Annotated in this window: 20 protein-coding genes; 10 read left to right on the top strand and 10 right to left on the bottom strand. The window is 69.8% G+C overall.

The features are described 5' to 3' along the window. Positions 1 to 334: 334 nt before the first annotated feature. The 5 genes from CRYAR_RS34435 to CRYAR_RS50425 form a co-directional block, all read right to left on the bottom strand. A complete protein-coding gene (locus CRYAR_RS34435; RefSeq protein WP_051571326.1) occupies positions 335 to 826 on the bottom strand; it encodes a hypothetical protein in 492 nt (163 codons plus the stop codon). A gap of 182 nt (positions 827 to 1008) precedes the next feature. Then, the gene (locus CRYAR_RS34430; protein ID WP_035857380.1) at positions 1009 to 4119 is read right to left on the bottom strand and encodes a helicase HerA domain-containing protein; all 3111 of its coding nucleotides are present in this window, start codon (positions 4117 to 4119) and stop codon (positions 1009 to 1011) included. After that, positions 4116 to 4766, bottom strand: a complete 651-nt coding sequence (locus CRYAR_RS34425; RefSeq protein ID WP_035857379.1) for a hypothetical protein — start codon at positions 4764 to 4766, stop codon at positions 4116 to 4118. Before CRYAR_RS34425 ends, CRYAR_RS34430 begins: the two co-directional genes overlap by 4 nt. Continuing rightward, entirely contained in the window at positions 4756 to 5766 is a 1011-nt protein-coding gene (locus CRYAR_RS34420; RefSeq protein WP_035857378.1) for a DUF559 domain-containing protein, read from the bottom strand. Before CRYAR_RS34420 ends, CRYAR_RS34425 begins: the two co-directional genes overlap by 11 nt. Positions 5767 to 6014: 248 nt before the next feature. Next, complete coding sequence (locus CRYAR_RS50425; protein WP_281174646.1) at positions 6015 to 6149, bottom strand: hypothetical protein; 135 nt, start codon at positions 6147 to 6149, stop codon at positions 6015 to 6017. Between the two features lie 394 nt (positions 6150 to 6543). On the opposite strand from CRYAR_RS50425, the gene CRYAR_RS34415 reads away from it, so the two are divergent. The 8 genes from CRYAR_RS34415 (at position 6544) to CRYAR_RS34380 (ending at position 14828) form a co-directional block, all read left to right on the top strand. Continuing rightward, entirely contained in the window at positions 6544 to 7497 is a 954-nt protein-coding gene (locus CRYAR_RS34415) for a LacI family DNA-binding transcriptional regulator (protein ID WP_245620560.1), read from the top strand. A gap of 10 nt (positions 7498 to 7507) precedes the next feature. Continuing rightward, positions 7508 to 9175: a ribulokinase gene (gene araB, locus CRYAR_RS34410; protein WP_051571323.1), complete on the top strand. Its 1668-nt coding sequence runs from the start codon at positions 7508 to 7510 to the stop codon at positions 9173 to 9175. Then, positions 9172 to 9825 (top strand): L-ribulose-5-phosphate 4-epimerase, encoded by a 654-nt coding sequence (locus tag CRYAR_RS34405; RefSeq protein WP_035857375.1) that lies wholly within the window; start codon positions 9172 to 9174, stop codon positions 9823 to 9825. The genes araB and CRYAR_RS34405 overlap by 4 nt, the downstream gene beginning before the upstream one ends. Positions 9826 to 9862: 37 nt before the next feature. Next, positions 9863 to 10990, top strand: a complete 1128-nt coding sequence (gene chvE / locus CRYAR_RS34400) for a multiple monosaccharide ABC transporter substrate-binding protein (protein ID WP_035857374.1) — start codon at positions 9863 to 9865, stop codon at positions 10988 to 10990. A 60-nt stretch (positions 10991 to 11050) separates the two neighbouring features. Then, a complete protein-coding gene (gene mmsA, locus CRYAR_RS34395; RefSeq protein WP_035857373.1) occupies positions 11051 to 12589 on the top strand; it encodes a multiple monosaccharide ABC transporter ATP-binding protein in 1539 nt (512 codons plus the stop codon). Next, the gene (gene mmsB, locus CRYAR_RS34390; protein ID WP_084701334.1) at positions 12586 to 13812 is read left to right on the top strand and encodes a multiple monosaccharide ABC transporter permease; all 1227 of its coding nucleotides are present in this window, start codon (positions 12586 to 12588) and stop codon (positions 13810 to 13812) included. Before mmsA ends, mmsB begins: the two co-directional genes overlap by 4 nt. A 64-nt stretch (positions 13813 to 13876) precedes the next feature. Beyond that, positions 13877 to 14125, top strand: a complete 249-nt coding sequence (locus CRYAR_RS34385) for a hypothetical protein (RefSeq protein WP_035857371.1) — start codon at positions 13877 to 13879, stop codon at positions 14123 to 14125. A 172-nt stretch (positions 14126 to 14297) separates the two neighbouring features. After that, positions 14298 to 14828 carry an excalibur calcium-binding domain-containing protein gene (locus CRYAR_RS34380; protein WP_245620559.1) on the top strand — a complete coding sequence of 177 codons (531 nt, stop codon included), beginning with the start codon at positions 14298 to 14300 and terminating at the stop codon, positions 14826 to 14828. Here CRYAR_RS34380 and CRYAR_RS34375 read toward each other — a convergent pair. Next, positions 14825 to 15220, bottom strand: coding sequence for a PPOX class F420-dependent oxidoreductase (locus tag CRYAR_RS34375; RefSeq protein ID WP_035857370.1), 396 nt, complete (start codon positions 15218 to 15220; stop codon positions 14825 to 14827). The genes CRYAR_RS34380 and CRYAR_RS34375 overlap by 4 nt on opposite strands. After that, the gene (locus CRYAR_RS34370) at positions 15217 to 15798 is read right to left on the bottom strand and encodes a TetR/AcrR family transcriptional regulator (RefSeq protein WP_051571320.1); all 582 of its coding nucleotides are present in this window, start codon (positions 15796 to 15798) and stop codon (positions 15217 to 15219) included. The genes CRYAR_RS34375 and CRYAR_RS34370 overlap by 4 nt, the downstream gene beginning before the upstream one ends. A 52-nt stretch (positions 15799 to 15850) precedes the next feature. Between CRYAR_RS34370 and CRYAR_RS34365 the strand changes: the two genes are divergently transcribed. Beyond that, positions 15851 to 16390 carry an SRPBCC family protein gene (locus CRYAR_RS34365; RefSeq protein ID WP_211247776.1) on the top strand — a complete coding sequence of 180 codons (540 nt, stop codon included), beginning with the start codon at positions 15851 to 15853 and terminating at the stop codon, positions 16388 to 16390. Between the two features lie 64 nt (positions 16391 to 16454). Here the strand turns inward: CRYAR_RS34365 and meaB are convergent, their stop codons facing one another. The 3 genes from meaB to CRYAR_RS34350 form a co-directional block, all read right to left on the bottom strand. Continuing rightward, entirely contained in the window at positions 16455 to 17468 is a 1014-nt protein-coding gene (meaB, locus tag CRYAR_RS34360) for a methylmalonyl Co-A mutase-associated GTPase MeaB (protein WP_035857368.1), read from the bottom strand. Between the two features lie 163 nt (positions 17469 to 17631). Next, positions 17632 to 19824 carry a methylmalonyl-CoA mutase gene (gene scpA / locus CRYAR_RS34355; protein WP_035857366.1) on the bottom strand — a complete coding sequence of 731 codons (2193 nt, stop codon included), beginning with the start codon at positions 19822 to 19824 and terminating at the stop codon, positions 17632 to 17634. Further along, positions 19821 to 21644, bottom strand: a complete 1824-nt coding sequence (locus tag CRYAR_RS34350) for a methylmalonyl-CoA mutase family protein (protein WP_035857364.1) — start codon at positions 21642 to 21644, stop codon at positions 19821 to 19823. Before CRYAR_RS34350 ends, scpA begins: the two co-directional genes overlap by 4 nt. 182 nt (positions 21645 to 21826) lie before the next feature. Here CRYAR_RS34350 and CRYAR_RS34345 point away from each other — a divergent pair, with 182 nt between their 5' ends. After that, positions 21827 to 23191, top strand: coding sequence for a DUF4331 domain-containing protein (locus tag CRYAR_RS34345; RefSeq protein WP_084701332.1), 1365 nt, complete (start codon positions 21827 to 21829; stop codon positions 23189 to 23191). Positions 23192 to 24536: the final 1345 nt, after the last annotated feature.

Genomic DNA, 24536 nt, shown 5'->3' with positions numbered 1-24536 from the left:
TACCGCGTGCCCTCGTACCGCGTGCCCTCGTACCGCGTGCCCTCGTACCGCGTGCCCTCGTACCGCGTGCCCTCGTACCGCGTGCCCTCGTACCGCGTGCCCTCGTACCGCGTGCCCTGCCGGCGTGTGCTCTGCCGCGTCCTGTGCCGCGCTACGGGCGTGCCGTGGTCGCCTCGGTGTGCTTGGGGACGGCGCCTGGATGCCTGCTTTGCCCTGAATCAGGGCGCGCGATGCGCGGGGCCCGGCGAGTTCCTGGGGTTTCGACCTGTTCCCAGCCCTACGGCTGCCCCGGCCCTACGCGGCGTGCGCTAGGGCCGGGGAGGGGGTCGGCGGGTTAGCTCCAGTTGACCTGGGTCTGGTTGCCGGCCTGGGTGGGGTCGGTGGTGCGGTCGGTGTAGCCGTCTCCGTCGGTGTCGACGGCGGCGTATTCGGCGTTGCCGTTGTAGTTGTCGTCGGCGACGTAGGTGTCGGCTTTGCCGTCGTAGTTGGTGTCGGCGGTGGCGTGGTCGATGTGGCCGTCCTGGTTGGCGTCGACGCCGTTCCAGTCGACGACGTCGTCGTCGTTGGTGTCGCCGGCGGCGCGGTCGAGGATGCCGTCGCCGGTGGTGTCTTTCCAGTAGGTGTCGGCGTCGCCGTCGTGGTCGTCGTCGTAGATGGCGTCGTCGACGATGCCGTCGGCGTTGTAGTCGTGGGCGACGAAGTCCACGGTGCCGTCGTTGTTCTGGTCGGCGGTGATGGTGACGCTGCCGTCGGCGTTCTCCGAGAAGGTGACGTCGTCGTAGGTGCCGTCGCCGTCGACGTCGACGTTGGTCTCGTACTCGCTCATGGTTCGTGCTCCTGATGTCTCGGGGAGGAACTGCGGTACTTCCGCCGGACCGGATGTCGTCGGCCAAGCTGTTGAGTTAGAAACTACGGGCGGAGGCAGGGCCCGTTCTCCCGAAAACGTGCCAACCCCGGGGGCCGGTTCGAATTGCACCCGTGGGCCGACACGTACCGTGCAGCGCCTGGTCACGCTCCGGTGCGTGCCCGCTCCACGACCTGTTCGGTGGTCAGCGGACTCTTCGGGTGATGGCTCAGACACAGCGGCGTCTTCACCTTGATGAACCGCGAACCCTCGGGGGCCGCGTAGAACTCGCCGGTGCCCATGCGCCCCACGTCCGGGACGTTCCCGCCCTTGGCCTTGGCCATCTCCTGCGCCGCGCTGATCTGTACCGGCGCGTTGAGCAGGCCGAAGAACTGCGTCGCCGCGTTGCCGGGAATCCGGTTGTGCAGCCCTTTCGGGGCCTGGGTGGCGAAGACGAGCCCGAGCCCGTACTTGCGCGCCTGCGACGCCAGCGCCAGCGTGCTCTGCGTACACGCGGTCATCGCCCCGGACGGAGCCAGCGTCTGGGCCTCGTCCATCACGAACAGGCCACCCAGCGGGCGGTCGCCGGCCGGGTTCTTCTTCACCCAGGCGAACAACGCCATCTGCAGCTGGTTGACGAAGCTCTGCCGCTGCTCGTCGGAGGGCAGCCCGACCAGGCTGATCACCGACACCCGGGCCCGCTTGCCCGGCGCTGGGGTGAGCAGCTCACCGGGGTCGACCAGAGTGCCGGCACCCCCGAACAACGGATCGTTGACGACGGCGGCGTTGAGGTCCTGGGCGAGTTCGGCGGCGATCCGGTCGGCGTTCTCCAGCCGGCTCGCGTCCTCCGGGAACGCCGCCAGCACGGCGATGAACTCGCGCAGCGTCGAGAACCCGCTGCGCGCGAAGAACCGAAGGGCCTCGGTCAGCACCGCGCGCGAGCGCACCGACCGTGCGGTACCGCCGTCCGCCCGCGCCCTCGGGGCCAGCGTCGCCACGGCGGCGTCGATCGCGGCGTCGAACTCGTCGGGGTCGTCGCGGACGCTCGCGAAGTCCGGCAGGGCCTGGAAGCTCAGCGCCCGCCCGGCCTGCCGGCGCGGTGTCCACACGACGACGTCGGTGCCGCCCAGGTAGTCGGCGGCCGCGGCCGCATCGTGCGCACCCCACCCCGCCGGCGGCTCGGGCCAGGCGTCACCGAGCCGCGCGAGGTCGTTGTTGGGGTCGAGCACGATCGACGAGACCCCGCGCAGCGCACACTCCTCGACCAGCCGCCGGATCAGCACGGTCTTCCCCGACCCCGAACCGGCGAAGATCGCGGTGTGCTTCCGCAGGGCTTCCAGCTCGACGGTCACCGCCTCACCGCCGTCGATCGCCCGCCCCACGACGAGCGTCGGAACGTCCGGAAGCTCCTCCTGCGCTTCGCCGGGCTCCGGTGGCGGGCTGACGGTCCGTTCGCCGGCCGTCGAGAGGTCGGACAGCGCCTCACGGAGGAACGCGACCCGTTCACTCGGGCGGCGATCTTCGAGCCACGCCTCGAGGTGGTTCGGGCTCTCCTCCAGCAACACCTTCAAGGCGGAGAGCACCTTGAGATCAGCCTGCGAAACCCCCAGCGTGCGGCCCCCGGCGCTCTCGAACTCGTTCAACGCCGTCCAGAACTTCGTGCCCGGCTTCGCTTTCCACTCCGCGTTCCGGAGCAGGAAGAGGCGTCGCTTCGGCATCTTCTGGGAGAGCCCCGACATCATGCAGGCCATTTGGATCCGCGGCCGGCTCGCGTTGGGATGCTCGGCGCCGATCGCGCGGAAAGCCCAGTGCGCCTCGTCCTCGGTCTTCTCGTCGAGAGTCATCCGCAGTCGGGCGTGCAGCGGCGGCTTCAGGCCGGGCAGGGGGTCGTACGAGAACAGCTTCTCGGTGTCTTCCTTCTCCAGGATCCACGCTTCCAGCCCGGCATTGAGCAGCCGGGGCAGGACAGCGTCCTCGGTGGAGTGCGCCAGCACGTGCGACACGTTGGCCGAAGCGATCAGTTGCTCGAATCGGGTGTCCAGCGCGGCCATGACGTCCACCGGCGGCGGTCGGTGCCCCGGACCGCCGATCGTCTCAGCGAGCGAGGTCAACAGCACGGCCTCTCCGCGGTCGACGCACGCCCGGACATGCTTGTCGACACGTTTCAGCAGCTCACGTGGCGTAAACTGGCCGACTCCCCGGAATGCGGACGGCGCGATCGGCCACGTCGGGTAGGGCGGTTCGAATCCGACACGGCCGTAGTACCGCTCGAATCGTTTCCCGATCAGAGCCCGGGCGAAGTCCTCGGTCGGGATCGTCTGCAGGTGCGAGGTTTCCCGGAATCGGTCCTGCACGGTGTCGACGGCCTCTTCGGTGATGAGCGTCCAGGTCGGGGGGAGGCAAGTCAGCACGGTGAGCGTTCGCCGCGTGTTCTCCCGGAGGGTCATCAGCCCGTCGGCGATCTGGTCCAACGCGACGTTGCGAACCGCCTCGTCGCTCACCGCGCTGTCCGCCGCACCAGTCGTGGCGGCGGTGATGATCGAGTCGATCTGATCGACAGCGATCACGCTCGGACCCACCAACGCGATCAGGCGGAACAGATCACGGACGATGACCGGTGCGCTCTTGACGTGCCTTCCGAGGCCCCACGCTGCGCCCTGTCCGGTCTCGTCCGCGTGTGAATGCAGGAAACTCTGGCCGATGTCCTGGACGTCCATGTCCGCGGAGCCGTACAGGACGAGCGCACGAGCCGTGTCCTGGCACTCGCGGGCGATCTGGTCGTCGACGTTGCGCAGGGCGTGAACGAATGCCGTCAGTGCCTGCGGGGTGAGCGGCTCGTCACCGACGACCTGGGGGAGCAGTTCGGGAGCCAGCTCGCCGTCGTTCGCGAGGCGGGTCAGCAACGCCCGCCGCTGGGGCATCCGGTGCTTCACTTTCCGGGTGAGCCCGTCGAGTATCGACACCACCGTGCTCGGCCAGAATGCCGCGGGGTCGACGAGACTGAGCAGGAAGAAGAAGCCGTCGCGGTCCTGGATCTGGTCCCGGAGCCACCCGACGAGATGGGTTTTGCCGGTACCTCGTTGCCCCTGGATGACGACGCCGATGGGGCTGCTCGCCTCGCTGTCGAAGGCTTCGTCCAAGCCGTCGAGGACGGTGTCGATCGCGCGCTGGTGCATGCCGTCCACGTGGAACGGGTTCGGATGCCAGACGTCGTCCTGCATCGGAACGAAGTTGATCCGAATGGACCGGAGTGCTCTGAGTTCGATGTCGCTCATGCGCCCTCGATCGCGATCAGGTGCTTCTTCTGGTTGCCGATGACGACTGCGGCCGCACCCCGGTCGACGAGCGACTTCTTGTTCGCCTCGGTGGAGAAGGTGACATCCGGGGCGGAGTTCAGCGCGATCAAGGCGGCGTCGAGTTCGGCCCGGGAAATGTCGGCGAGCTGTTCGCGGAGTGACGACAGGAGCACCCAGCCGTTCGGCTTCTTGGTGACCTTCCAGTAGGCCGCCCGGATGCGATCCGCCAGGACGGTCGGGGCCGGGTGCTCGACCTCCACGACGTCGGCCTCCGCGTCGCCGGCCTGGAAGATGTCGAACAGGCGGAGGTCATTGCGAGCGAGATAACGATGCAACTGGGCGTTGATCGCCGCCGTCGCGGCCTGCCCGAGCAGGCTCTTGGGTAGCACACCGAGCAGTTCCTCACGCGCACGTGCCCAACCGTCGTCGAGCACCTCGTGCGACAACGATCGTCCGACTTTCTCCGTCTTGACGAGCTTCCGATCGTTGAGCCCACGCCGTCCGTCGCCGGTGATCGCCACGCCGAAGCGGGCGGTCAGATCAGGGTTGGTGACCGAAGGCTCCGCGACGGCGACGAGCAGCAGAAGCGCTGCCCGCTCGACCGGCTTCAGGGCGTCATTCGACATGGCTGGATCCTTCCGAGCGTCCCGTGACGCGTCGTGTGGACAGGAACAGTTCGAGCTGATGGGCGACCGCGTTGACGTCGCCCAGTACCTGGTCGTTGGTGAAGCGCAGTACCGCGTAACCGGCCGTCTGCAGGAGGACGTCGCGGGTCCGGTCCGTGGCGTAGTGGAGGGGCCCCCGGTGCTCCGGCCCGTCCACCTCCACGGCCGTGTGCTCGGCCTCCCAGAGGAGGTCGATCCGGATCTGGTTCGTCAGCGGGCCGAACGAGAACGGCTGGTTCCACGCGCGGCCGTGGGCCCACACGCGGCTGCTCAGCACCTTCTCGAGCAGCTGCTCCGCGGCGCTGTTCGGGTTCGGCCGTCCGCCCAGGGACGGGATCGCCAGGGCCTCGTCGGCGGTGGGAGCCGGGTCGCGGCGGGTCTCCGTGGGTACCGCGGCGGGAAGCTCCACACGCTGGGACTGCACCCGGTCGACGTCGGAGAGCGGGGCGCCGGTCAGCCACACCCCGCCGAGCCCGCCCCGGAAGGCGAGCCATTCCAGCGCGGCGATCAGCGGGGTCTCGTGGGCGGCCGGTAAGCCGTCCGGGAGGTCGACGACCACGACGACGTCGGCCCGTGAGTACGCGGCCAGCAGCACCCGGGTGAGGCCGGCGGCGCGGACCTCGGGTTGGAAGGACGCGCCGGGGCCGGCGCCGGTCAGTGCACGGGCCGCGAGGTCGGCGAGGAACGGTCCGAAGTGGCGGCTCCGGCCGGCCAGACGGGACGCGAGCGCGCGGACCGCGGCGACGTTCGCGTCGCTGGGCTCGGTGATGCCGGTGGCCTCGGGGAGCCACGCCGGGAACAGCGCGACCGCCGACGCCTCGAGCAGGCCCAGGACTTCGGCCACGATGGCCGGTTGGGTGGCGGTGGCCCGCGGACGGTAGGTCAGCACCACCGGTGCGTCGCGCGGTAACGGATCCAGCGCGATGGCCAGTGCTTCCGCGTCCACATCGCTGAGATGCACGACGCGACCGCGAGGTAACGACGTCCACCACGAATCATTCGACCGCACTGCGCCCCCACGCCCCAGACCCCTGCCCGCCCCGAGCAGCGTGCCCGCTGGGCGACGACCACCAGACACGGCGTGGGCAACGCCGGACACTCGGTGATCGAGTCCGACCAGGTGGAGGAGGGAGAACGGCCGTACGGGTGACTGTGGACAGAAAACCGCCCCGCCCGGAGGGGATGGGCGGGGCGGGGTTCAGGAAGGCGTCAGGCCTTCTTCTTCGCCTTGCGCTTCGCCTTCTTCGCGTCGCGCTTCACAGCTTTGCCAGTTCCTTTGGCTTCGCTCTTGGCGGTCTTCGCCGTCTTCTTCACATCTTTCTTCAGGGCCGCGCCGGTCGCCATCGAACCACCTCTGGAACTCGAATCGATCTCGTGATCCTTGCGTTGTTCGGCTACCCGCCGTCACCGGCGTGGGAAACCTGATCCGGCGAAGAATGTGCGAGCGACGCTGCACAGTGGACGAGGTTGCGCCGAGTGGCAGGGCCTGCGCGCCGAGTGGCCATCGGAATCGGTTCAGTTCTCAGGTATGTAACCGAACGGCAACGTTCGCTTGACCCGCCTTGTGTTACCGCTAACATCTCCGGCTAGCGCGGTGACATGAGCCACAGCGCCCGACGCGGACGGAGGTGAAGGTATGGCTGCCGATGGATCGGACGCAATTCACGAAGTCATCGAAAACGGCGCAGAACGCCGCGTAGTCATGGCCGACGTCGCTCGATTAGCGGGTGTCTCGCACATGACCGTGTCGCGGGTGCTCAACGACAGCACGGCCGTGAGCCCCACCACCCGCGCCCGGGTCCGGGCCGCGATGACGACGCTGGGCTACCGCCCGAACACGGCGGCCCGCGCGTTGGCCACCGGGCGGACCCGGCAGCTCGGCGTGGTGAGCGTTAACACGACGCTGTTCGGGCCGGCCTCGATGCTGGTGGCGATCGAGCGCGCGGCCCGCGACGCCGGGTACGCGGTGAGCATCGCGGGCATGCGTGAGCCCGACCGGCGCTCGCTCAGCGAGGCCTTCGAGCACCTCACCGCGCAGTCGGTCGAAGGTATCGTCGCGATCACTCCGCGTGCCGCCACGGCCGCCGCACTCCGCGACGCACCGCACGGCGTTCCGCTGGTCGCGGTCGAGGGCGGCGAGGGCCCGATGCCGACGGTCGCCGTCGACCAGTACCTCGGTGCGGTCCGGGCGACGCGTCACCTGCTCTCGCTCGGCCACCGCCGGATCGCGCACATCGCGGGCCCCGACGACTGGCACGAGGCGAACGAACGCGAGCGCGGCTGGCGGGACGCCCTCGCCCAGGCCGGCGAGGTGCCCGAGTTGGTACTCAGCGGTGATTGGAGCCCGCGGGCCGGATACGAGGCCGGCCTGGCGCTGGCCACGCGCCGTGACCACACCGCGGTCTTCGTCGCCAACGACCAGATGGCGATCGGCGTGCTCAGGGCGTTCGCCGAAGCGGGGATCGACGTCCCCGGTGACATGAGCGTCGTCGGCTTCGACGACATCCCGGAGGCGGCCTACTTCGCGCCTCCGCTCACCACGCTGCGGCAGGATTTCGGCGAGGTCGGCCGCCGGAGTCTCGCGCTGCTGGTGGCCCAGGTGGAGGGTGCGCCCCGCTCCGACGAGCGCGTGGTCATCCCCCCGGACCTGGTACTTCGCGACAGCACCGGCCCCGTGCAGCACAAGAATTGAGGAGGTGTCCATGACCGATGTGAGCGCTAACAGCGCACCGAAATACGTGATCGGGGTGGATTACGGAACGCTGTCCGGTCGTGCACTCGTCGTGCGCGTGCAGGACGGGGCCGAGGTCGGTACCGCCGTGCACCCGTACCGCCACGCGGTGATCGAGCGCACGCTGCCCGGCGACGACAAACCGCTACCGCCGGACTGGGCGCTCCAGCACCCCGCCGACTGGATCGACGTCCTCAAGAACGCGGTTCCCGCCGCGGTGGAAGCGGCCGGCGTCGACGCGAGCGACGTCATCGGTATCGCCACCGACTTCACCGCCTGCACGGTACTGCCGACGACCGCCGACGGAACGCCGCTGAGCGAGCTGCACCCCGAGCGCCCGCACGCGTGGCCGAAGCTCTGGAAGCACCACGCCGCGCAGGGCCAGGCCGACCGCATCAACGCGCTCGCCCACGAGCGGGGCGAACCGTGGATCAACCGCTACGGGGGCAAGATCTCCTCGGAGTGGGAGTTCGCCAAGGGCCTGCAGGTCCTGGAGGAGGACCCGGAGACCTACGCCGAGACCGAGCGGTGGATCGAGGCCGCCGACTGGATCGTCTGGCAGCTCGCCGGCGTCGAGACCCGCAACCGGTGCACGGCCGGCTACAAGGGCATCTACCAGGACGGATCCTGGCCGAGCGAGGACTACCTCGAGGCGCTGAACCCGGAGTTCAAGCACTTCGTGGCGAAGATCGAGCACCCGCTCTCGGCGCTCGGTGACCGCGCCGGATCGCTCACCGCGCAGGCCGCGGAGTGGACCGGCCTCCCGGCCGGGATCGCGGTCGCGGTCGGCAACGTCGACGCCCACGTCACCGCGCCCGCCGCCCAGTCCATCGCGCCCGGCCAGATGGTGGCGATCATGGGCACCAGCACCTGCCACGTGATGAACGGCGCGGTGCTGGCCGAGGTGCCGGGCATGTGCGGCGTCGTCGACGGTGGCATCGTCGCGGGTCTGCACGGCTACGAGGCCGGCCAGTCCGGCGTCGGTGACATCTTCGGCTGGTTCGTCGACACGCAGCTGCCCCCCTCGTACCACGAAGCGGCTGCCGAAAACGGGCAGGACCCGCACGAGTACCTCTCGGAGCTGGCCTCGAAGCAGGCCGTCGGCGCGCACGGGCTCCTCGCCCTGGACTGGCACAACGGCAACCGCTCGATCCTGGTCGACCACGAGCTGTCCGGGGTCCTGGTCGGCGCGACGCTCGCCACCGAGCCCGAGGACATCTACCGCGCGCTGGTCGAGGCGACCGCGTTCGGCACCCGCACGATCATCGACGCGTTCGAGACGTCGGGCGTGCCGGTCGACGAGCTCGTCGCCGCCGGCGGCCTGCTGAAGAACACGTTCCTGATGCAGGTCTACGCCGACATCACGAACCGCCCGATCTCAGTGATCGGCTCCGAGCAGGGCCCCGCGCTCGGCTCGGCGATCCACGCCGCGGTCGCCGCGGGCGCCTACCCCGACGTCCCGGCCGCAGCCGACGTCATGGGCCGCGTCGAGCGTGCGGTCTACCGGCCCGATGAGTCCCGGGCGAAGGCCTACGACGCCCTCTACGCCGAGTACCGCACGTTGCACGACTACTTCGGCACCGGCACCAACGACGTCCTGCACCGCCTGCGTCGAATCCGGAACGAGGCCCGGCGATGAATCACCAGGAGATCCGCGAAGAACTCGTCCACCTGCACCGGGAGCTGATCCGCTGGGGTCTGGTGATCTGGACCGCCGGGAACGTCTCGCAGCGCGTCGCCGGTGAGGACCTGTTCCTGATCAAGCCGTCCGGCGTCTCCTACGACGAGCTCACGCCGGAATCGATGGTCGTCTGCGACCTGGACGGCAACCTCGTCGAGGGCGACCTGTCGCCGTCGAGCGACACCGCCGCCCACGCCTACGTCTACAAGCACCGGGCCGACGTCGGGGGAGTGGTGCACACCCACTCCACCTACGCCACCGCCTGGGCCGCCCGGGGCGAACCGATCCCGTGCGCGCTCACGATGATGGCCGACGAGTTCGGCGGGGAGATCCCGATCGGTCCGTTCGCGCTGATCGGTGACGACTCGATCGGGCGCGGCATCGTCGAGACCCTCGAGAACCACCGGTCCCCGGCCGTGCTGATGCGGAGTCACGGTCCGTTCACGATCGGCAAGAACGCCAAGGCTGCGGTCAAGGCGGCTGTGATGCTCGAGGACGTGGCTCGTACCGTCCACATTGCTCAACAGGGCGGACCGGTGGAACCGGTCGACAAGGCGTCCATAGACCGGCTGTACGACCGCTACCAGAACGTCTACGGCCAGAACTAGATCCACCTCAACCCCCCCCAGAAAAAGGACGACAGGAATGCACGCGAAGAAGGCACTCAGCGGCGTAGTTGCCCTGAGCCTGGCGCTGGCGCTCAGCGCATGCAGCGGCGGCCGTGGCTCGGAGGACTCGAGCGACTCGGGCGACAACAAGGGCGCGCTGATCGGCGTCGCCATGCCGACGAAGGTTTCCGAGCGGTGGATCGCCGACGGCGACGCCGTCAAGGCCGACCTGGAGAAGGCCGGTTACAAGGTCGACCTGGAGTACGGGAACAACGACATCCCGACCCAGGTCAAGCAGGTCGGCAACATGATCACCAAGGGCGTCAAGGTCCTGATCATCGCGTCGATCGACGGTGGTTCGCTGAGCGACCAGCTCGAGGACGCCCACAAGGCCGGCATCAAGGTCATCTCGTACGACCGTCTGCTGACCGGCAGCGAGAACGTCGACTACTACGTCTCGTTCGACAACGAGAAGGTCGGCGTGGAGCAGGGCAAGAGCCTGCTGCAGGGCCTCGGCGTCCTCGACAAGGACGGCAAGGACACCGGCCAGAAGGGCCCGTTCAACGTCGAGCTCTTCGCCGGTAGCAACGACGACAGCAACGCGGCGTTCTTCTTCAAGGGCGCGATGTCGGTGCTGCAGCCCTACATCGACAAGAAGACGATCGTCGTGCAGAGCGGCCAGACCGACTTCAACCAGGTCACGACCCTGCGTTGGGACCCGGCCACGGCCAAGGCCCGCATGCAGAACCTGATCGCGAAGTCGTACTCCGGCGGCAAGACCGTCCAGGGTGTGCTCTCGCCCTACGACGGCCTCTCGCTCGGCATCATCTCCGCGCTCACCGGTGCCGGCTACGGCCAGGGCGCCAAGAAGCTCCCGGTCGTCACCGGCCAGGACGCCGAGGTGCCGAGCCTCAAGTCGATCCTGAACGGTCAGCAGTACTCGACGATCTTCAAGGACACCCGACTGCTCGGCAAGCAGGCCGCGGTCATGACGAACGACCTCCTGACCGGCAAGGAGCCCGAGGTCAACGACACCAAGACCTACAACAACAAGGTCAAGGTCGTCCCGAGCTACCTGTTCCCGCCGGTCGTCGTCACCAAGGACAACGTGCAGACCGACGTGATCGCGAGCGGTTACCACACCCAGGCAGAACTGGACAAGTAGGCCGCTGACCGGTGGGTGGCGGGGATCCCGCCATCCACCGGCGCTGCCTTGGGAGAACCTATGCAGGACACGATCCTCGCGATGCGCGACATCACGAAGACGTTCCCGGGCGTCAAAGCCCTGCAAGACGTCTCGATCGAAGTCGAGCGCGGCACCGTTCACGCGATCTGCGGGGAGAACGGAGCCGGGAAGTCCACTTTGATGAAGGTGCTCTCCGGCGTCTACCCGCACGGCACGTTCGAGGGCTCGATCGAATTCGACGGCCAGCCGGTCGAGTTCAAGTCGATAAACGACTCCGAGGCTTCCGGCATCGTCATCATCCACCAGGAGCTGGCGCTGAGCCCGTACCTGTCGATCGCCGAGAACATCTACCTCGGCAACGAGCAGGCCAAGCGCGGCTGGATCGACTGGAACAAGACGAACCTCGAGGCCGCGAAGCTGTTGAAGCGGGTCGGGCTGCGCGACAACCCGATCACCAAGGTCACCGACATCGGGGTGGGCAAGCAGCAGCTCGTCGAGATCGCCAAGGCGCTCTCCAAAGAGGTGAAGCTGCTGATCCTCGACGAGCCCACCGCGGCGCTGAACGACGACGACTCCGCGCACCTGCTGGGTCTGATCAGCCAGCTGCGTGAGCAGGGCATCACGTCGATCATCATCAGCCACAAGCTGAACGAGATCGAGGCGATCGCCGACCGCGTCACGATCATCCGTGACGGCAAGTCGATCGAGACGCTCGAAATGCACTCCGGTGAGGTCACCGAGGAGCGGATCATCCGCGGCATGGTCGGGCGCAGCCTGGAGAGCCGGTTCCCCGACCACGAGTCGAACCCGGGTGAGGAACTGCTCCGCATCGAGGACTGGACCGTCCACCACCCGATCGACCGGTCACGCAAGGTCGTCGACGGCGCCACCCTGAACGTGCGTGCGGGCGAGATCGTCGGCATCGCCGGGCTGATGGGCGCCGGGCGCACCGAGCTCGCGATGAGCGTCTTCGGGCACAGCTACGGAACCGGGATCAGCGGGAAGGTCTACAAGCGCGGGGTCGAGGTGCGGACCAACACGGTTCCGCGCGCCATCGAGGCCGGCATCGCGTACGTCACCGAGGACCGCAAGCGCTACGGCTTGAACCTGATCGACGACATCAAGCGCAACATCTCGGGCTCCGCGCTCGGAAAGCTCGCGCGGTTCGGCTTCGTGAACGACGCCGAGGAGTCGACGGTCGCCGAGCGGTTCCGCAAGAGCATGAACATCAAAGCGCCGAACGTCACCGCGAAGACCGGCAAGCTCTCCGGCGGCAACCAGCAGAAAGTCGTGCTGTCGAAGTGGATGTTCGCCGACCCCGAGGTGCTGATCCTCGACGAGCCCACGCGGGGCATCGACGTCGGCGCGAAGTACGAGATCTACACCGTCATCAACCGACTCGCCGACGAGGGCAAAGGCATCATCGTCATCTCGTCCGAACTGCCGGAACTGCTCGGCATCTGCGATCGGATCTACACACTTTCCGAGGGTCACATCACTGCTGACGTACCCCGGAGCGAAGCAACCGCCGAGGGCCTCATGCAGTACATGACCAAATACCGGGAGGTGGACGCATGAGTGCGCCATCGGGACTCGACAAGCCGCCGGTGGACACCAAGCCGGCCAAGCCCCCGACGACCGGGGTGCTGAGCTACCTGACCGGGCAGCTCAGCCAGGTCGGCCTGTTCATCGCGTTGATCGCCATCGTCGTGTTCTTCCAGATCACGACCGACGGCATCACGTTGAAGCCGATCAACATCTCGAACCTGATCATCCAGAACAGCTACATCCTGATCCTGGCCGTCGGCATGGTGATGGTGATCATCGCCGGGCACATCGACCTGTCGGTCGGGTCGATCGTGGCGTTCATCGGCGCCGTGGCCGGCGTCATGATCACGAAGTGGGACCTGCCCTGGCCGCTCGCCGTGGTGCTCTGCCTGGTGGTGGGCGGACTGGTCGGCGCCTGGCAGGGCTACTGGGTCGCGTACTTCGGCATCCCGGCGTTCATCGTGACGCTCGGCGGCATGCTGGCGTTCCGCGGCGCGGCCCAGATCGTGCTGGACAACAAGCAGATCGCGCCGTTCCCCGACGGGTTCCGTGACCTCGGCTCGGGCTTCCTGCCGACGTTCGGGTCGTCCGGGTACGAACCACTGACGATGATCCTCGGCGTGCTGGCGTCGCTGGCGCTGGTGGCGTCGGCGTTCCGGCAGCGGCGCGAGCGGCGCAAGTACGACCTCGAGAGCGAGCCGCTCTGGTGGTTCGTCGCCAAGCAGGCGTTCGCGGTCGCGCTGATCATGCTCGTCACCGTGCAGCTGGCCAGCTACGACGGCACGCCGATCGTGCTGGTGATCCTCGGCCTGCTCGTCGTCGGGTACACCGCGGTCATGAGCCGGTCGGTGTTCGGACGGCACATCTACGCGATCGGCGGCAACCTGTCCGCCGCCCAGCTGTCCGGCGTCAAGGCCAAGTCGGTGACGTTCTGGTTGTTCGTGAACATGGGCGTGATCTCGGCGCTGGCCGGCCTCGTCTACACCGCCGGCCTCAACCTGGCCAACCCCAGCGCGGGTAACGGGTTCGAGCTCGACGCGATCTCCGCGGTGTTCATCGGCGGCGCGGCCGTGACCGGCGGTATCGGCACGATCCCCGGCGCGATCATCGGTGGTCTGATCATCGGCATCCTGAACAACGGCATGTCGATCCTGGGTGTCGGCACCGACTGGCAGCAGCTCATCAAGGGCCTGGTGCTGCTGGCGGCGGTGGCGTTCGACTTCTACAACAAGCGACGTCGCGGCGGGCTCTGAGTTTTAACAGGTCTTTCGTCGGTTATCTTCCGATCTAGGTGTTACGCACTGATCGGGGGATCTGGTGAACGGACCTGAGCACTACCTGCACGCGCAGAAGTACGCGACCGAGTCGGCCACCGACAAGGAACCGGACTGGATGACGGCGCACGCAGCGCTCGCACAGGTACACGCGACGCTCGCGTTGACCGCCGCCATCGCCGAGTTCGGCGACACGCGGTCAGGGGTGGGGCGGGTGGCGAGTGACTGGACCGGCTGGCGCAACGCCGGTGCAGTTCTCTCGCCCACCGCCAACCCGAGCCCCCTGGAGTAAGCGGGGGCGCGTTACCGACGCACGGGTGGGATCGGGCGCCGAACGGCTGAGCGGCTTTGCCGGGCGTGCCCGGCGGCGTCCGAAGCAAGCCGTTCGGCTGGGCCGTTCACCCGGGGCGACGGGGGACCGGCGGAGGGCGCCGCCGGGCGCTACCCGTTCGTAACATCACGCGGTGTCTTACTCACCGCACGTTCCCGACCGTCGCACCGGTATGCAGCCGTTGCACTGGGTGCTTCTCGGGGTCGGGGGCGCGATCCTCGCGTTCTGTGGGCTCTGTGGCGTCGTCGGGGTGATCGGTTCGTTCGGGGACGACCCGGCGCCGAAGGTGTCGGTGGTCGCGGCGACCCCGGCGACGGCGGCTTCCCCCACGGCGGTTTCCCCGACGGAGGCATCCCCGGCGGTTGCTTCCCCGACGGTTGCTTCCCCGACGGGGGCGCCGCTCGTCGGCGATCGGGCGCCGGTCGCGGAGACGAGCACCGAGGTCGACGTGGTCGAGCCCGAACCGGCGCGGACGACCCGGCGCGCGGTGCCGGCGGCGCCGTCGACCCGCCGGGCCGACCCGCCCCCGACCACGGCGGATGCCACCTACTACAAGAATTGCGACGCGGTGCGCGACGCCGGCGCCGCTCCCATCCACGTCGGCGAACCGGGTTACGCCAAGCATCTGGACCGGGACGGCGACGGTATCGGCTGCGAGAACTAGGTCTGGATGCGGCCGAGAACCCTGGTCACGGTGATCTCCAGGACCACGCGGAGGGGGTTCTCGCGCGGCTGGCGGTAGCGGGCGGCGTAGCGGCGCTCGGCGTCGGCCACCCGGGCGGGGTCGGAGACGACCTCCACCGCGCCCTCCAGCGTGAGCCACCGACCACCGTCGACCTGGCACAACGCGGCCTGTTTGGTCTCGGCGGCGTTCCGCGCCTTGCGCGAGGGACCGGAGCAGATCACGCGCGCCAGGCCCGCGTCGGCGTCCCAGGTGAACCCGACCGGCGTGACGTGCGGCGACCCGTCGGGCCGCAGCGTCGTGAGCGTGGCGAGATGCCGCACGGTGAGGAACTCCAGCGCGGCGGGCGGCAGGTCAGCGGGGTCGAAGCTCACTCGCCGAGCCTATCGAGCCCGGTGTGCACCAGGCCGTCCACCACCAGGTCGAGGTAGTCCGGGTCGGCCATCGGCTCGGCCAGCTCGTCCGGCGCGGTGGACGCGAGCTGCACGTGCCCCAGGTAGGCGGTGTAGGCCAGCACCGCGCGCTGCCGGGCGGCCCGCTCGTCGAAGCCGATCGCGGCGAACGTGTCGGCGACGTACCGCAGCCGGCGCTGCGTCACCCGGCGCAGGACCGGCGCCACCCGGGGATCGTCCGCGGTGCCGAGCAGGGCGAGCTCGACACCGTTGCTCGTCGCCCCGGTGACGACGTGACGGAACAGGCGCCGGAGCCGGCGCTTGGGGTCGGGCTCCTCGTCCATCGCGGTGACGATGCCCTCCGTGACCTGCTCCCAGCGGGCGAGCGCGGCCTCCACCAGCGCGTTCCGGTTGGCGAAATGCCAGTAGAAGCTGCCTTTGGTGGCGCCGAGCCGAGCGGCGATCGGCTCGACCGCGACGCCGGTCAGCCCCTTCTCGCCCAGGACTGTGAGCGCTTCGGCGGCCCAGTCGTCGGCGCTCAGGCGTGTGTCCTTACCCACCCCCGTACGCTACCGTACGGTGAGAGCCGTACGGCACCGTATGGAGGCCAGCGTGCGCAACGTCCACGTCCGCGAACTGCCCGTCCCGCCCGACGCCGTCGCCCCGCTCGTCGACGGCCTGGGTTCCCCCGACGACGAGTTCTGGCCGAAGCGCTGGCCCCCGCTGGTGTTCGACCGCCCCCTCGCGGTGGGCGCGACCGGTGGCCACAGCTCGATCCGGTACTCGGTGGTGGAGTACGAACCGGGGCGGAGGGTGCGCTGCGCGTTCGATCCGGCCATCGGCGTGCGCGGGTACCACGAGTTCCGGGTGGAGTCCCTCGCCGACGACCGGGTGCGCCTGGTGCACGAGTGCGACGCGACGATCCACGGCCGCATGCACCTGCTGTGGCCGGTGGCGATCCGCTGGCTGCACGACGCGTTGATCGAGGACGCGCTGGACAACGCGGAACGGAGTTCGACGGGGGCGGTGGGCCGGCCGCGGCACTGGTCGCCGTGGGTGCGGGTTCTCCGCCGCCGCCTGAGCCGCGGCCGCGTGCCGACCGCCGCCGCCCGGCGGAGTGCCCGCCGCGCGGCGGCCACCGTCACGGAGTGACCGCCGCTTCGATCACGAGCCTCGAGTTCGGCCGGGCGCCGCGCCCGGCCCGGAGCGCGGTCCGTCACCGCCGGTTGAACGCGGCCAGGATTTCCTCGGCGGCCAAGGCCGGGGTCAGCGTTCCCTCGGCCACCTGTTGCTCGACCTTCGGGGCCAGCTCGGCCACCCGCGGATCGTCGCGCAACGAGGCGAGCAGGCGATCCTGCACCATCGTCCAGACCCAGCGCACCTGTTGTTCGCGCCGGCGGGCCTCCAACGCGCCCGACGCCGACCGGGAGTCCTGGTGGCGCACGATCTGGTCCCAGACTTCGGTCAGCCCGGTGCCCTCCGACGCGCTGCACGTCAGCACCGGGGTGTCCCAGCCGTCGCGTTCGCCGTGCAGGAGGCGCAGCGCGCCGGCCAGTTCGCGGGCCGCCTTCTGGGCGTCCCGGACGTGCGGGCCGTCGGCTTTGTTCACCGCGATCACGTCGGCCAGTTCCAGTACGCCCTTTTTGATGCCTTGGAGCTGGTCGCCGGTGCGGGCGAGCGTGAGCAGCAGGAACGAGTCGACCATCTCGGCGACCGTGGTCTCGGACTGGCCGACGCCGACGGTTTCGACCAGGACGACGTCGTAGCCGGCGGCTTCGACGATCACCATCGCCTCGCGGGTGGCCTTCGCGACCCCGCCCAGCGTGCCGGCGCTGGGGGACGGTCGAACGAACGCGTTCTCGTCGACGGACAGGCGGGCCATCCGGGTCTTGTCGCCGAGGATGCTGCCGCCGGTGCGGGTGGACGACGGGTCGACGGCGAGCACCGCCACCCGGTGGCCGGCGGCGGTGAGCGTGACGCCGAGCGCGTCGATGAACGTGGATTTGCCGACGCCGGGCACGCCGGTGATGCCGACCCGGCGGACCGCAGGGCCGTGACCGGCGACCGGTGCCTGCACGGCCGCGGTGAGCCGGGTGAGCAGCTCCTGGGCGGCGACGCGATGGTCGGCCCGACGCGACTCGACGAGCGTGATCGCCCGCGCGATCCAGGCCCGCTCCCCGGCGAGCACACCCCGCGCGTATTCGTCCACGTCCGGTGCCGGCCGGGTCATCGCCCGGCCCTGGCGTATTCGTCCACGGTCGGCGTCGCCCGCCCCGCGCCGGTCGTGGTTCGCGTGACTTCTGGCTGCGGTGCGGCGGTCCGGGCCACCGCGCCCGACCCCGTCACCTCGCTGGGGGCGGCGTCGGTAAATGCGGTGGTGAAGGCAGCAACCGTCACGGGTGGGCGGTTTCGGACGGGTCGGGGTGGCCGAGGCGGGTGCGTAGTTCGGTCAGCAGGCCGAGGGCGGCGTCGGCGATCACGGTGCCGGGCAGGAACACCGCGGAGGCACCGAGTGCGGCCAGCGGCTCCACGTCCGCAGGCGGGATGACGCCGCCGACGACGATCATGATGTCGTCCCGGCCGAGCGCAGCGAGTTCTTCACGCAACGCCGGCACCAGGGTCATGTGCCCGGCCGCCAGCGTGCTCACCCCGACGATGTGGACGTCGGCCTCCACGGCCTGGCGCGCCACCTCGGCCGGGGTCTGGAAGAGCGGACCCACGTCGACGTCGAAGCCGAGGTCGGCGAACGCGGACGCGATCACCTTCTGACCCCGGTCGTGCCCGTCCTGCCCCATCTTGGCGACGAGGATCCGCGGCTGACGTCCTTCGGCCTGTTCGAACGACGCGGTGGCGGCCCGGGCCGCGGACACGTTCCCCGCACCCCCCGCCTCATCCCGGTACACGCCGGAAATCGTACGGATCTGACCCGCGTGGCGCCCGTACACCTTCTCGAGCGCGTCGGAGATCTCGCCGACCGTGGCTTTGTGCCTGGCGGCGTCCACGGCCAGCGCGAGCAGGTTCTCGTCCAGGCCCGGGCCGCGATGGCCGTTGAGCGCGGCGTCGGCGGCCTTGGTCAGGGCGGCCAGCGCGGACTCGACCGCCTGCGGATCACGCTCGGCGCGCAGCTTCTCGAGCTTGCTGATCTGCTCCCGGCGCACCGAGGCGTTGTCGACACGCAGCACCTCGATCGGCTCGTCGGCGTCGGGTCGGTAGCGGTTGACGCCGATGACCGGCTGGCGGCCGGAGTCGATGCGGGCCTGGGTGCGGGCGGCCGCTTCCTCGATCCGCAGCTTCGGGATGCCCTCGTTGATCGCGCGCGCCATGCCGCCGGCCGCCTCGACCTCGTGGATGTGTCCCCAGGCCTGCCGGGCCAGGTCGTGGGTCAGACGCTCCACATAGGCCGAACCACCCCAGGGGTCGATGACCCGCGTGGTGCCGGACTCGTGCTGCAGCAGCAGCTGGGTGTTGCGGGCGATGCGCGCGGAGAAGTCGGTCGGCAGCGCGAGCGCCTCGTCGAGCGCGTTCGTGTGCAGCGACTGCGTGTGCCCCTGCGTCGACGCCATCGCCTCGACGCACGTCCGGACGACGTTGTTGAACACGTCCTGGGCGGTGAGCGACCAGCCGGAGGTCTGGGAGTGCGTGCGCAGGCTCTGGGACTTGGCGTTCACGGCGCCCGCGTCGCGGGTGAGCCGCGCCCAGAGCAGGCGCGCCGCCCGCATCTTCGCGACCTCCATGAAGAAGTTCATGCCGATCGCCCAGAAGAAGCTCAGCCGGGGCGCGAACTTGTCGATCCCGAGCCCGGCTTCCTTGCCGGCGCGCAGGTACTCGACGCCGTCGGCGAGCGTGTACGCCAGCTCCAGGTCGGCCGTGGCTCCGGCCTCCTGGATGTGGTAACCGGAGATCGAGATCGAGTTGAAGCGGGGCATCCGCTGCGACGTGTACGCGAAGATGTCGGAGATGATCCGCATCGACGGCTGCGGCGGATAGATGTAGGTGTTGCGCACCATGAATTCTTTGAGGATGTCGTTCTGAATGGTGCCGGCGAGCTGCTCCGGCGCGACACCCTGTTCCTCCGCGGCGACGATGTAGAGCGCGAGCACCGGCAGCACGGCGCCGTTCATCGTCATCGAGACGCTCATCTGGTCGAGCGGAATGCCGTCGAACAGCTGGCGCATGTCGTAGATCGAGTCGATCGCGACACCGGCCATCCCGACGTCGCCGCCGACTCGCGGGTGGTCGGAGTCGTAACCGCGGTGCGTGGCCAGGTCGAACGCGATCGAGAGGCCCTTCTGACCGGCGGCCAGGTTGCGCCGGTAGAAGGCGTTGGACGCCGCCGCGGTGGAGAAGCCGGCGTACTGGCGGATCGTCCACGGCTGGGTGACGTACATCGCCGGGTACGGCCCGCGCAGGTACGGGGCGATCCCGGGATAGGTGTCGAGGAAGTCGAGCCCGTCGAGGTCCTCGGCGGTGTAGAGCGCCTTGACCGGAATGCCCTCGGGGGTGTCCCAGACCGGGGCCTCGGCCCGCTCGCCCGGCGCGGGGGCGGGCGTGCCCAGCTCGACGTTCGAGAAGTCCGGGATCGTCATCGCGTAACCCCCAGGTCGTCGAGCGTCGTCGTCAGCACGTCGACCGCGTCACAACCACTGAAAAGATAATTGTCGACGTTCGGCAGCGTGCCTTTTTTGCCGGCGAGCCAAACCCGCGCGGCGCCGGCTCCGGTGAGCGCGGTGGCCACGGCTTCCCCGTCGGCGGCGTAGATCTTGTCGGTGGAGCAGAGCACGGCGGCCCGTGCCCCGCTGGCCGCGAAGCTCTCGGCCAGCTGCTCGGGGGAGAGGTTCGGACCGGCGAGAACGGTCTCGATGCCACCGGCCTGGAAGAGGTTGGCGGCGAACGTCGCCCGCGCGGTGTAGGCGGCGAGCGGACCGAGCGTGGCCAGGAAGATCTTCGGCCGGGTGCCGGCGTTGTCGGCGGCGTCACGCAGGGCTTCGAAGTCCTGGCCGTACCGGACCTGCGGCAGACCGTCGCGCTTCGCCGTCGGCGCGGGTGTGCGAGTCGGCCGGTTCTCGGTGAGGTTCGGGTATTCGCTGACGCCGGTGAGGGGGTCGCGGCGGTGGGCGATGTTCGTGCGGCGCTCGGCCCAGGTCGTCGCGATGTCGTCGGCGATCGGCGCAGCCGTGATGCCCCCGGCCTTCTCGATGCCGGTGAACACGTCCCAGGCGGCGCGGGCCAGCTCGTCGGTGAGGCTCTCGACGTACCAGGAGCCGCCGGCCGGGTCGATCACCCGACCGAGGCTGGACTCCTCCAGGAGCAGCGACTGGGTGTTGCGGGCGATGCGCCGGGAGAACGCGTCCGGAAGTCCGAGCACCGCGTCGAACGGCGCGACCGTGACGGCGTCGGCGCCGCCGATGCCCGCGCCGAAGCAGGCGAGGGTCGTGCGCAGCATGTTCACCCACGGGTCGCGGCCAGCCATCATCGCGCTGCTGGTCACGGCGTGCTGGCGCTGCGGCACGTGCGGGACGCCGCTGACTTCGGCGACCCGGGCCCAGAGCCTTCTCGCGGCCCGGAACTTGGCGATCGTGAGGAACTGGTCCGCGGAGGCGGCGTAGCGGAATTCGAGCTGCCCGAGGGCTTCCTCGACGTTCAGGCTCGCGTCGGTGAGCGCACGCAGGTAGGCGACGCCGGTGGCGATCGAGGCGCCGAGTTCCTGGGCGTCCGAGCCGCCGGCGTCGTGGTAGGGGGTCGCGTCGACGAGCCCGGCGCGGATCGCGGTGCCCCGGGTGCGTCGTGCGAGGTCGGTGAGCACGGCGAGGTCGGCCGGTGCTCCGGTGCGGGCGGCCAGACCGATGGGGTCGGCGCCCAGGTTGCCGGTCGTCGTGGGGTTCAGAGCGAGGAAAGCGTCGGCCGCCTCACGGGTGGCGGCGCCGGCGTCCACGCAGATCGGCGCGAGGTCGAGCAGGACGTTCTCCAGCACGTCGGGAAGCGCGGAGACCGCGATGCCCTCGTCGCCGAGCACGAGCCACAGCGACGTGACCCCGTTCTCCAGATCCGCGGCGATCGCGGCCTTCGTCGTGGCCACGTCCGGGTCGGCGTGCCGCTGGCGGACGTCCCAGCCGCCGGGGCGCTCGCCGTTCTCGGCCGTCAGGTCACGCCGCCGGTTGCCCCGCACGAACGGGGGGAACCCGGGGACGCCGAGGTCGGCCGGTGCGTCGGCCGCGGTGTAGAGCGGCGCCACGCGAATCCCGTCGTACGTGGTCGTCGCGAGGAGTTCCTCCACCGCGCCGGGAGGCGTCTCGTCGTCCGCGACGCGTGACTTGCGCAGGACACCCAGCACGAGCTCGTGCCAACGCTCCCGATCGGCCGGCTCGAAGCCGGCGGCCAGCGCGAGTTTCTCCGACGGCACCGTCATGTCGGGATCGTATTGCCGTTCCGGTCAGCCCTGACCGAAGTGTGGCCCGGGTAACCGGGGCGAGTCGCCTGGATCGGTTTTGTCAACTACACGACACGCCCCCATCCGGGGGACGAGCGGTCGCGAACCCGTGATGCGACGTCGCGGGCGTCGCGGTCGTCTCGCCCACGGAAGGACGTCTGATGATCCGGACACTCGCCGCGCTCGGCCTGGCCCTGACCGTGTTGACCCCCGGCGCCGCGTCGGCGTCGAGCCACCGCGAGGCGCCGGGGATCGCGGGTCTGCCCCAGTACGACAACACCGACCTGTACGCGTTCGTCAGCCCCGACCGGCCCGACCGCGTCACGCTCATCGCCAACTGGATCCCGTTCGAGGAGCCGGCCGGCGGACCGACCTTCTACCCGTTCGCCACCGACGCCCGCTACGAGATCACCATCGACAACAACGGCGACGCCCACCGCGACGTCACCTACCGCTGGCAGTTCACCAGCAAGTACGCCGACGAGGACACGTCCGGCTACACCACCGGCCCGGTCACCGGCCTCGACGACCCGGACCTCAACTTCTGGCAGACCTACCGCCTGGAGGAGATCCGCTGGGCCGCGGACGGGTCGCGGACCGGGGTGGACGTGCTCGCGGAGGCGCTGCCGGTCGCCCCGTCGAACGTGGGCGAGGCGTCGATGCCCGACTACCGGACGCTGCGCGACCGGGTGGTCCGCTCCCAGCACGGCGTCACGATGTTCGCCGGTCAGGCCGAGGATCCGTTCTTCGCCGACCTGCGCGTCTTCCAGGGTTCTTCCGGCGGCGACGACACGCTCGCGCCGTACAACGTCAACTCGGTCGCGCTCCAGGTGCCGGTGTCGCGCGTCACCCGGGGCGGCGACCCGGTGATCGGGATCTGGTCGACGGCGTCGCGTCGTGAGGCGTCGGGGGAGTACGTCCAGGTGTCGCGATTGGGGATGCCGCTGGTGAACGAGGTGTTCGTCCCGCTTCGGGACCGGGACCGGTTCAACGCTTCGTCGCCGTCAGGGGATGCTCGGTCGCCGGTCGCGGTGCCGCGTGAGTTTCTCACCGGGGTTGCCGGGCTGAACCGGCCGGCGCGGGTTTCTCCGAGTGAGCAGCTGCGGCTGAACACGTCGATCCTGCCGACGACGTCGCCGAAACGGCTCGGTGTGGTGGCGGGAGATCGGGCCGGGTTCCCGAACGGACGGCGGCTGACCGACGACGTCGTGGACATCACGCGGCGGATGACGGGTGATGCGGGGGACGGGGTGGATGCGAACGACGTGCCGTTCGAGGGGGCGTTTCCCTATCTGGCGCTGCCGAAGTCGTCGGGGGTGGGTTCCCGGGGTCCGGAGTCGTCGGGGCGGGTGGATCGTGGGGGAGTGGACCCGTCGGTGCCGGTGCCGGTGTCGGTGGGGGATGAGGCTCGTGACGCGTCCGGGGCGGGGATGAGCGATCTCCTTCCGCTGGGGTCGGCGGTGGGTGGGGCGGGGCTTCTGGCGTTCGGTGCGGCGTGGTTCTGGCGTCGTCGTCGGATGTCTTGACCGGATGTTCCTGGTCGTGGGGTTGTGGGGCGGTCGCGCGGTGGGGGGGACTGTTGTTCTCCTGGGGCTCATGGGGCTCTGATAGCGTCGGACCGCTCTGTCCCCAGGAAGAGAAGCGGCCATGGCCAACCAGTTCCCGGAGTGGACAGACCGCGACGGTCAACCCGACCGGAACGCACCCCAGGACCGAGTCCCCGGACGCCCTGACGACGCGCCGCGCCGCGAGGATCCGTACGGCGAGGGCGCGCCGCGCGAAGATCCGTACGGGAGCGGCGGGGTGCAGTACCAGCCGTCTGAGTACGGGTCGCCGCAGTACAACGCGCCGCAGTACGCCGAGGGCACCTATGACCAGCTGAACTTCCAGAATCCCGGTCAGCCGCCGCCCGACCATCCGAACGCCGGCCGAGCCTCCGTGCCGGTCCACCCCACCGAACGGGACCAGCCTTCCTCCGCTCCCAGCGCGTGGGATCAATCGCACGCTGGTCCGGGCTACCCCCATGCGGCCCCCGGCTACCCCGACCCCGGCCATGTCGGATCGACCCATCAGGGCTCCGGTTACCCCGACTCGAGCCAGGTCGGCTCCGACCGCTCTGGTTCCGGCTACTCCGGTTCCGACCACGCGGGTTCCGGTTACGCCGGTTCCGGGCACGCGGGCTCCGGTTACTCCGGTTCCGGCCACGCGGGCTCTGGTTACGCCGGTTCCGGCCACGACGGCTCCGACCGCTCTGGTTCCGGTTACTCCGAGTCCGGCCGTAGGGGCCCGGCGCATTCAGGGTCCGGTCATCCCGAGGCTGGCCGCACCGGGTCGAGCCACTCCGGTTCGGGGTACGCCGATCCCAATCACGCTGGGTCGGCCGCCGGCTATGCCGACCCCAACACCGGCCGCCACGGGCCGGGCTATTCCGATCCCGGTTATGCCGACTCGAACCGCGCCGGCGCCGGTCATGCCGATCCCGGTCACTCCGGCGCGGGGCGCTCGAACTCCGGCTACGCCGACCCCGGCCATTCGGGCTCCGGTTCCGGTTACTCGGATTCCGGATACGCCGACCCTGGCTACTCCACTTCCACCCACGCCGGTTCCGGTTACGCCGAGCCCAGGCGCCCCGAGCAGGCGCCCCCCGCCTCCGAACGTGGCAACTCCAGTTACACCGAGCCCGGTCACGCGCAGTCCGGTCACGCGCAGCCCGGTCACGCGAGCCGGCACGCGGCCGGTGGGTACGCGGACGGGCTCACCGCGGGCGGGCCCGCGGTTGATGAGCGCAGCGCCAGCGGGTATGCGGGGGGCGACCACACGGCCGGCCGGTACGCAGCCGGCGGACCAGCGGCGGCGGGCCTGCCAGGACCA

The sequence above is a fragment of the Cryptosporangium arvum DSM 44712 genome (assembly GCF_000585375.1).
GTDB lineage: Bacteria > Actinomycetota > Actinomycetes > Mycobacteriales > Cryptosporangiaceae > Cryptosporangium > Cryptosporangium arvum.
This window is presented reverse-complemented; position numbering and strand designations above follow the sequence as displayed.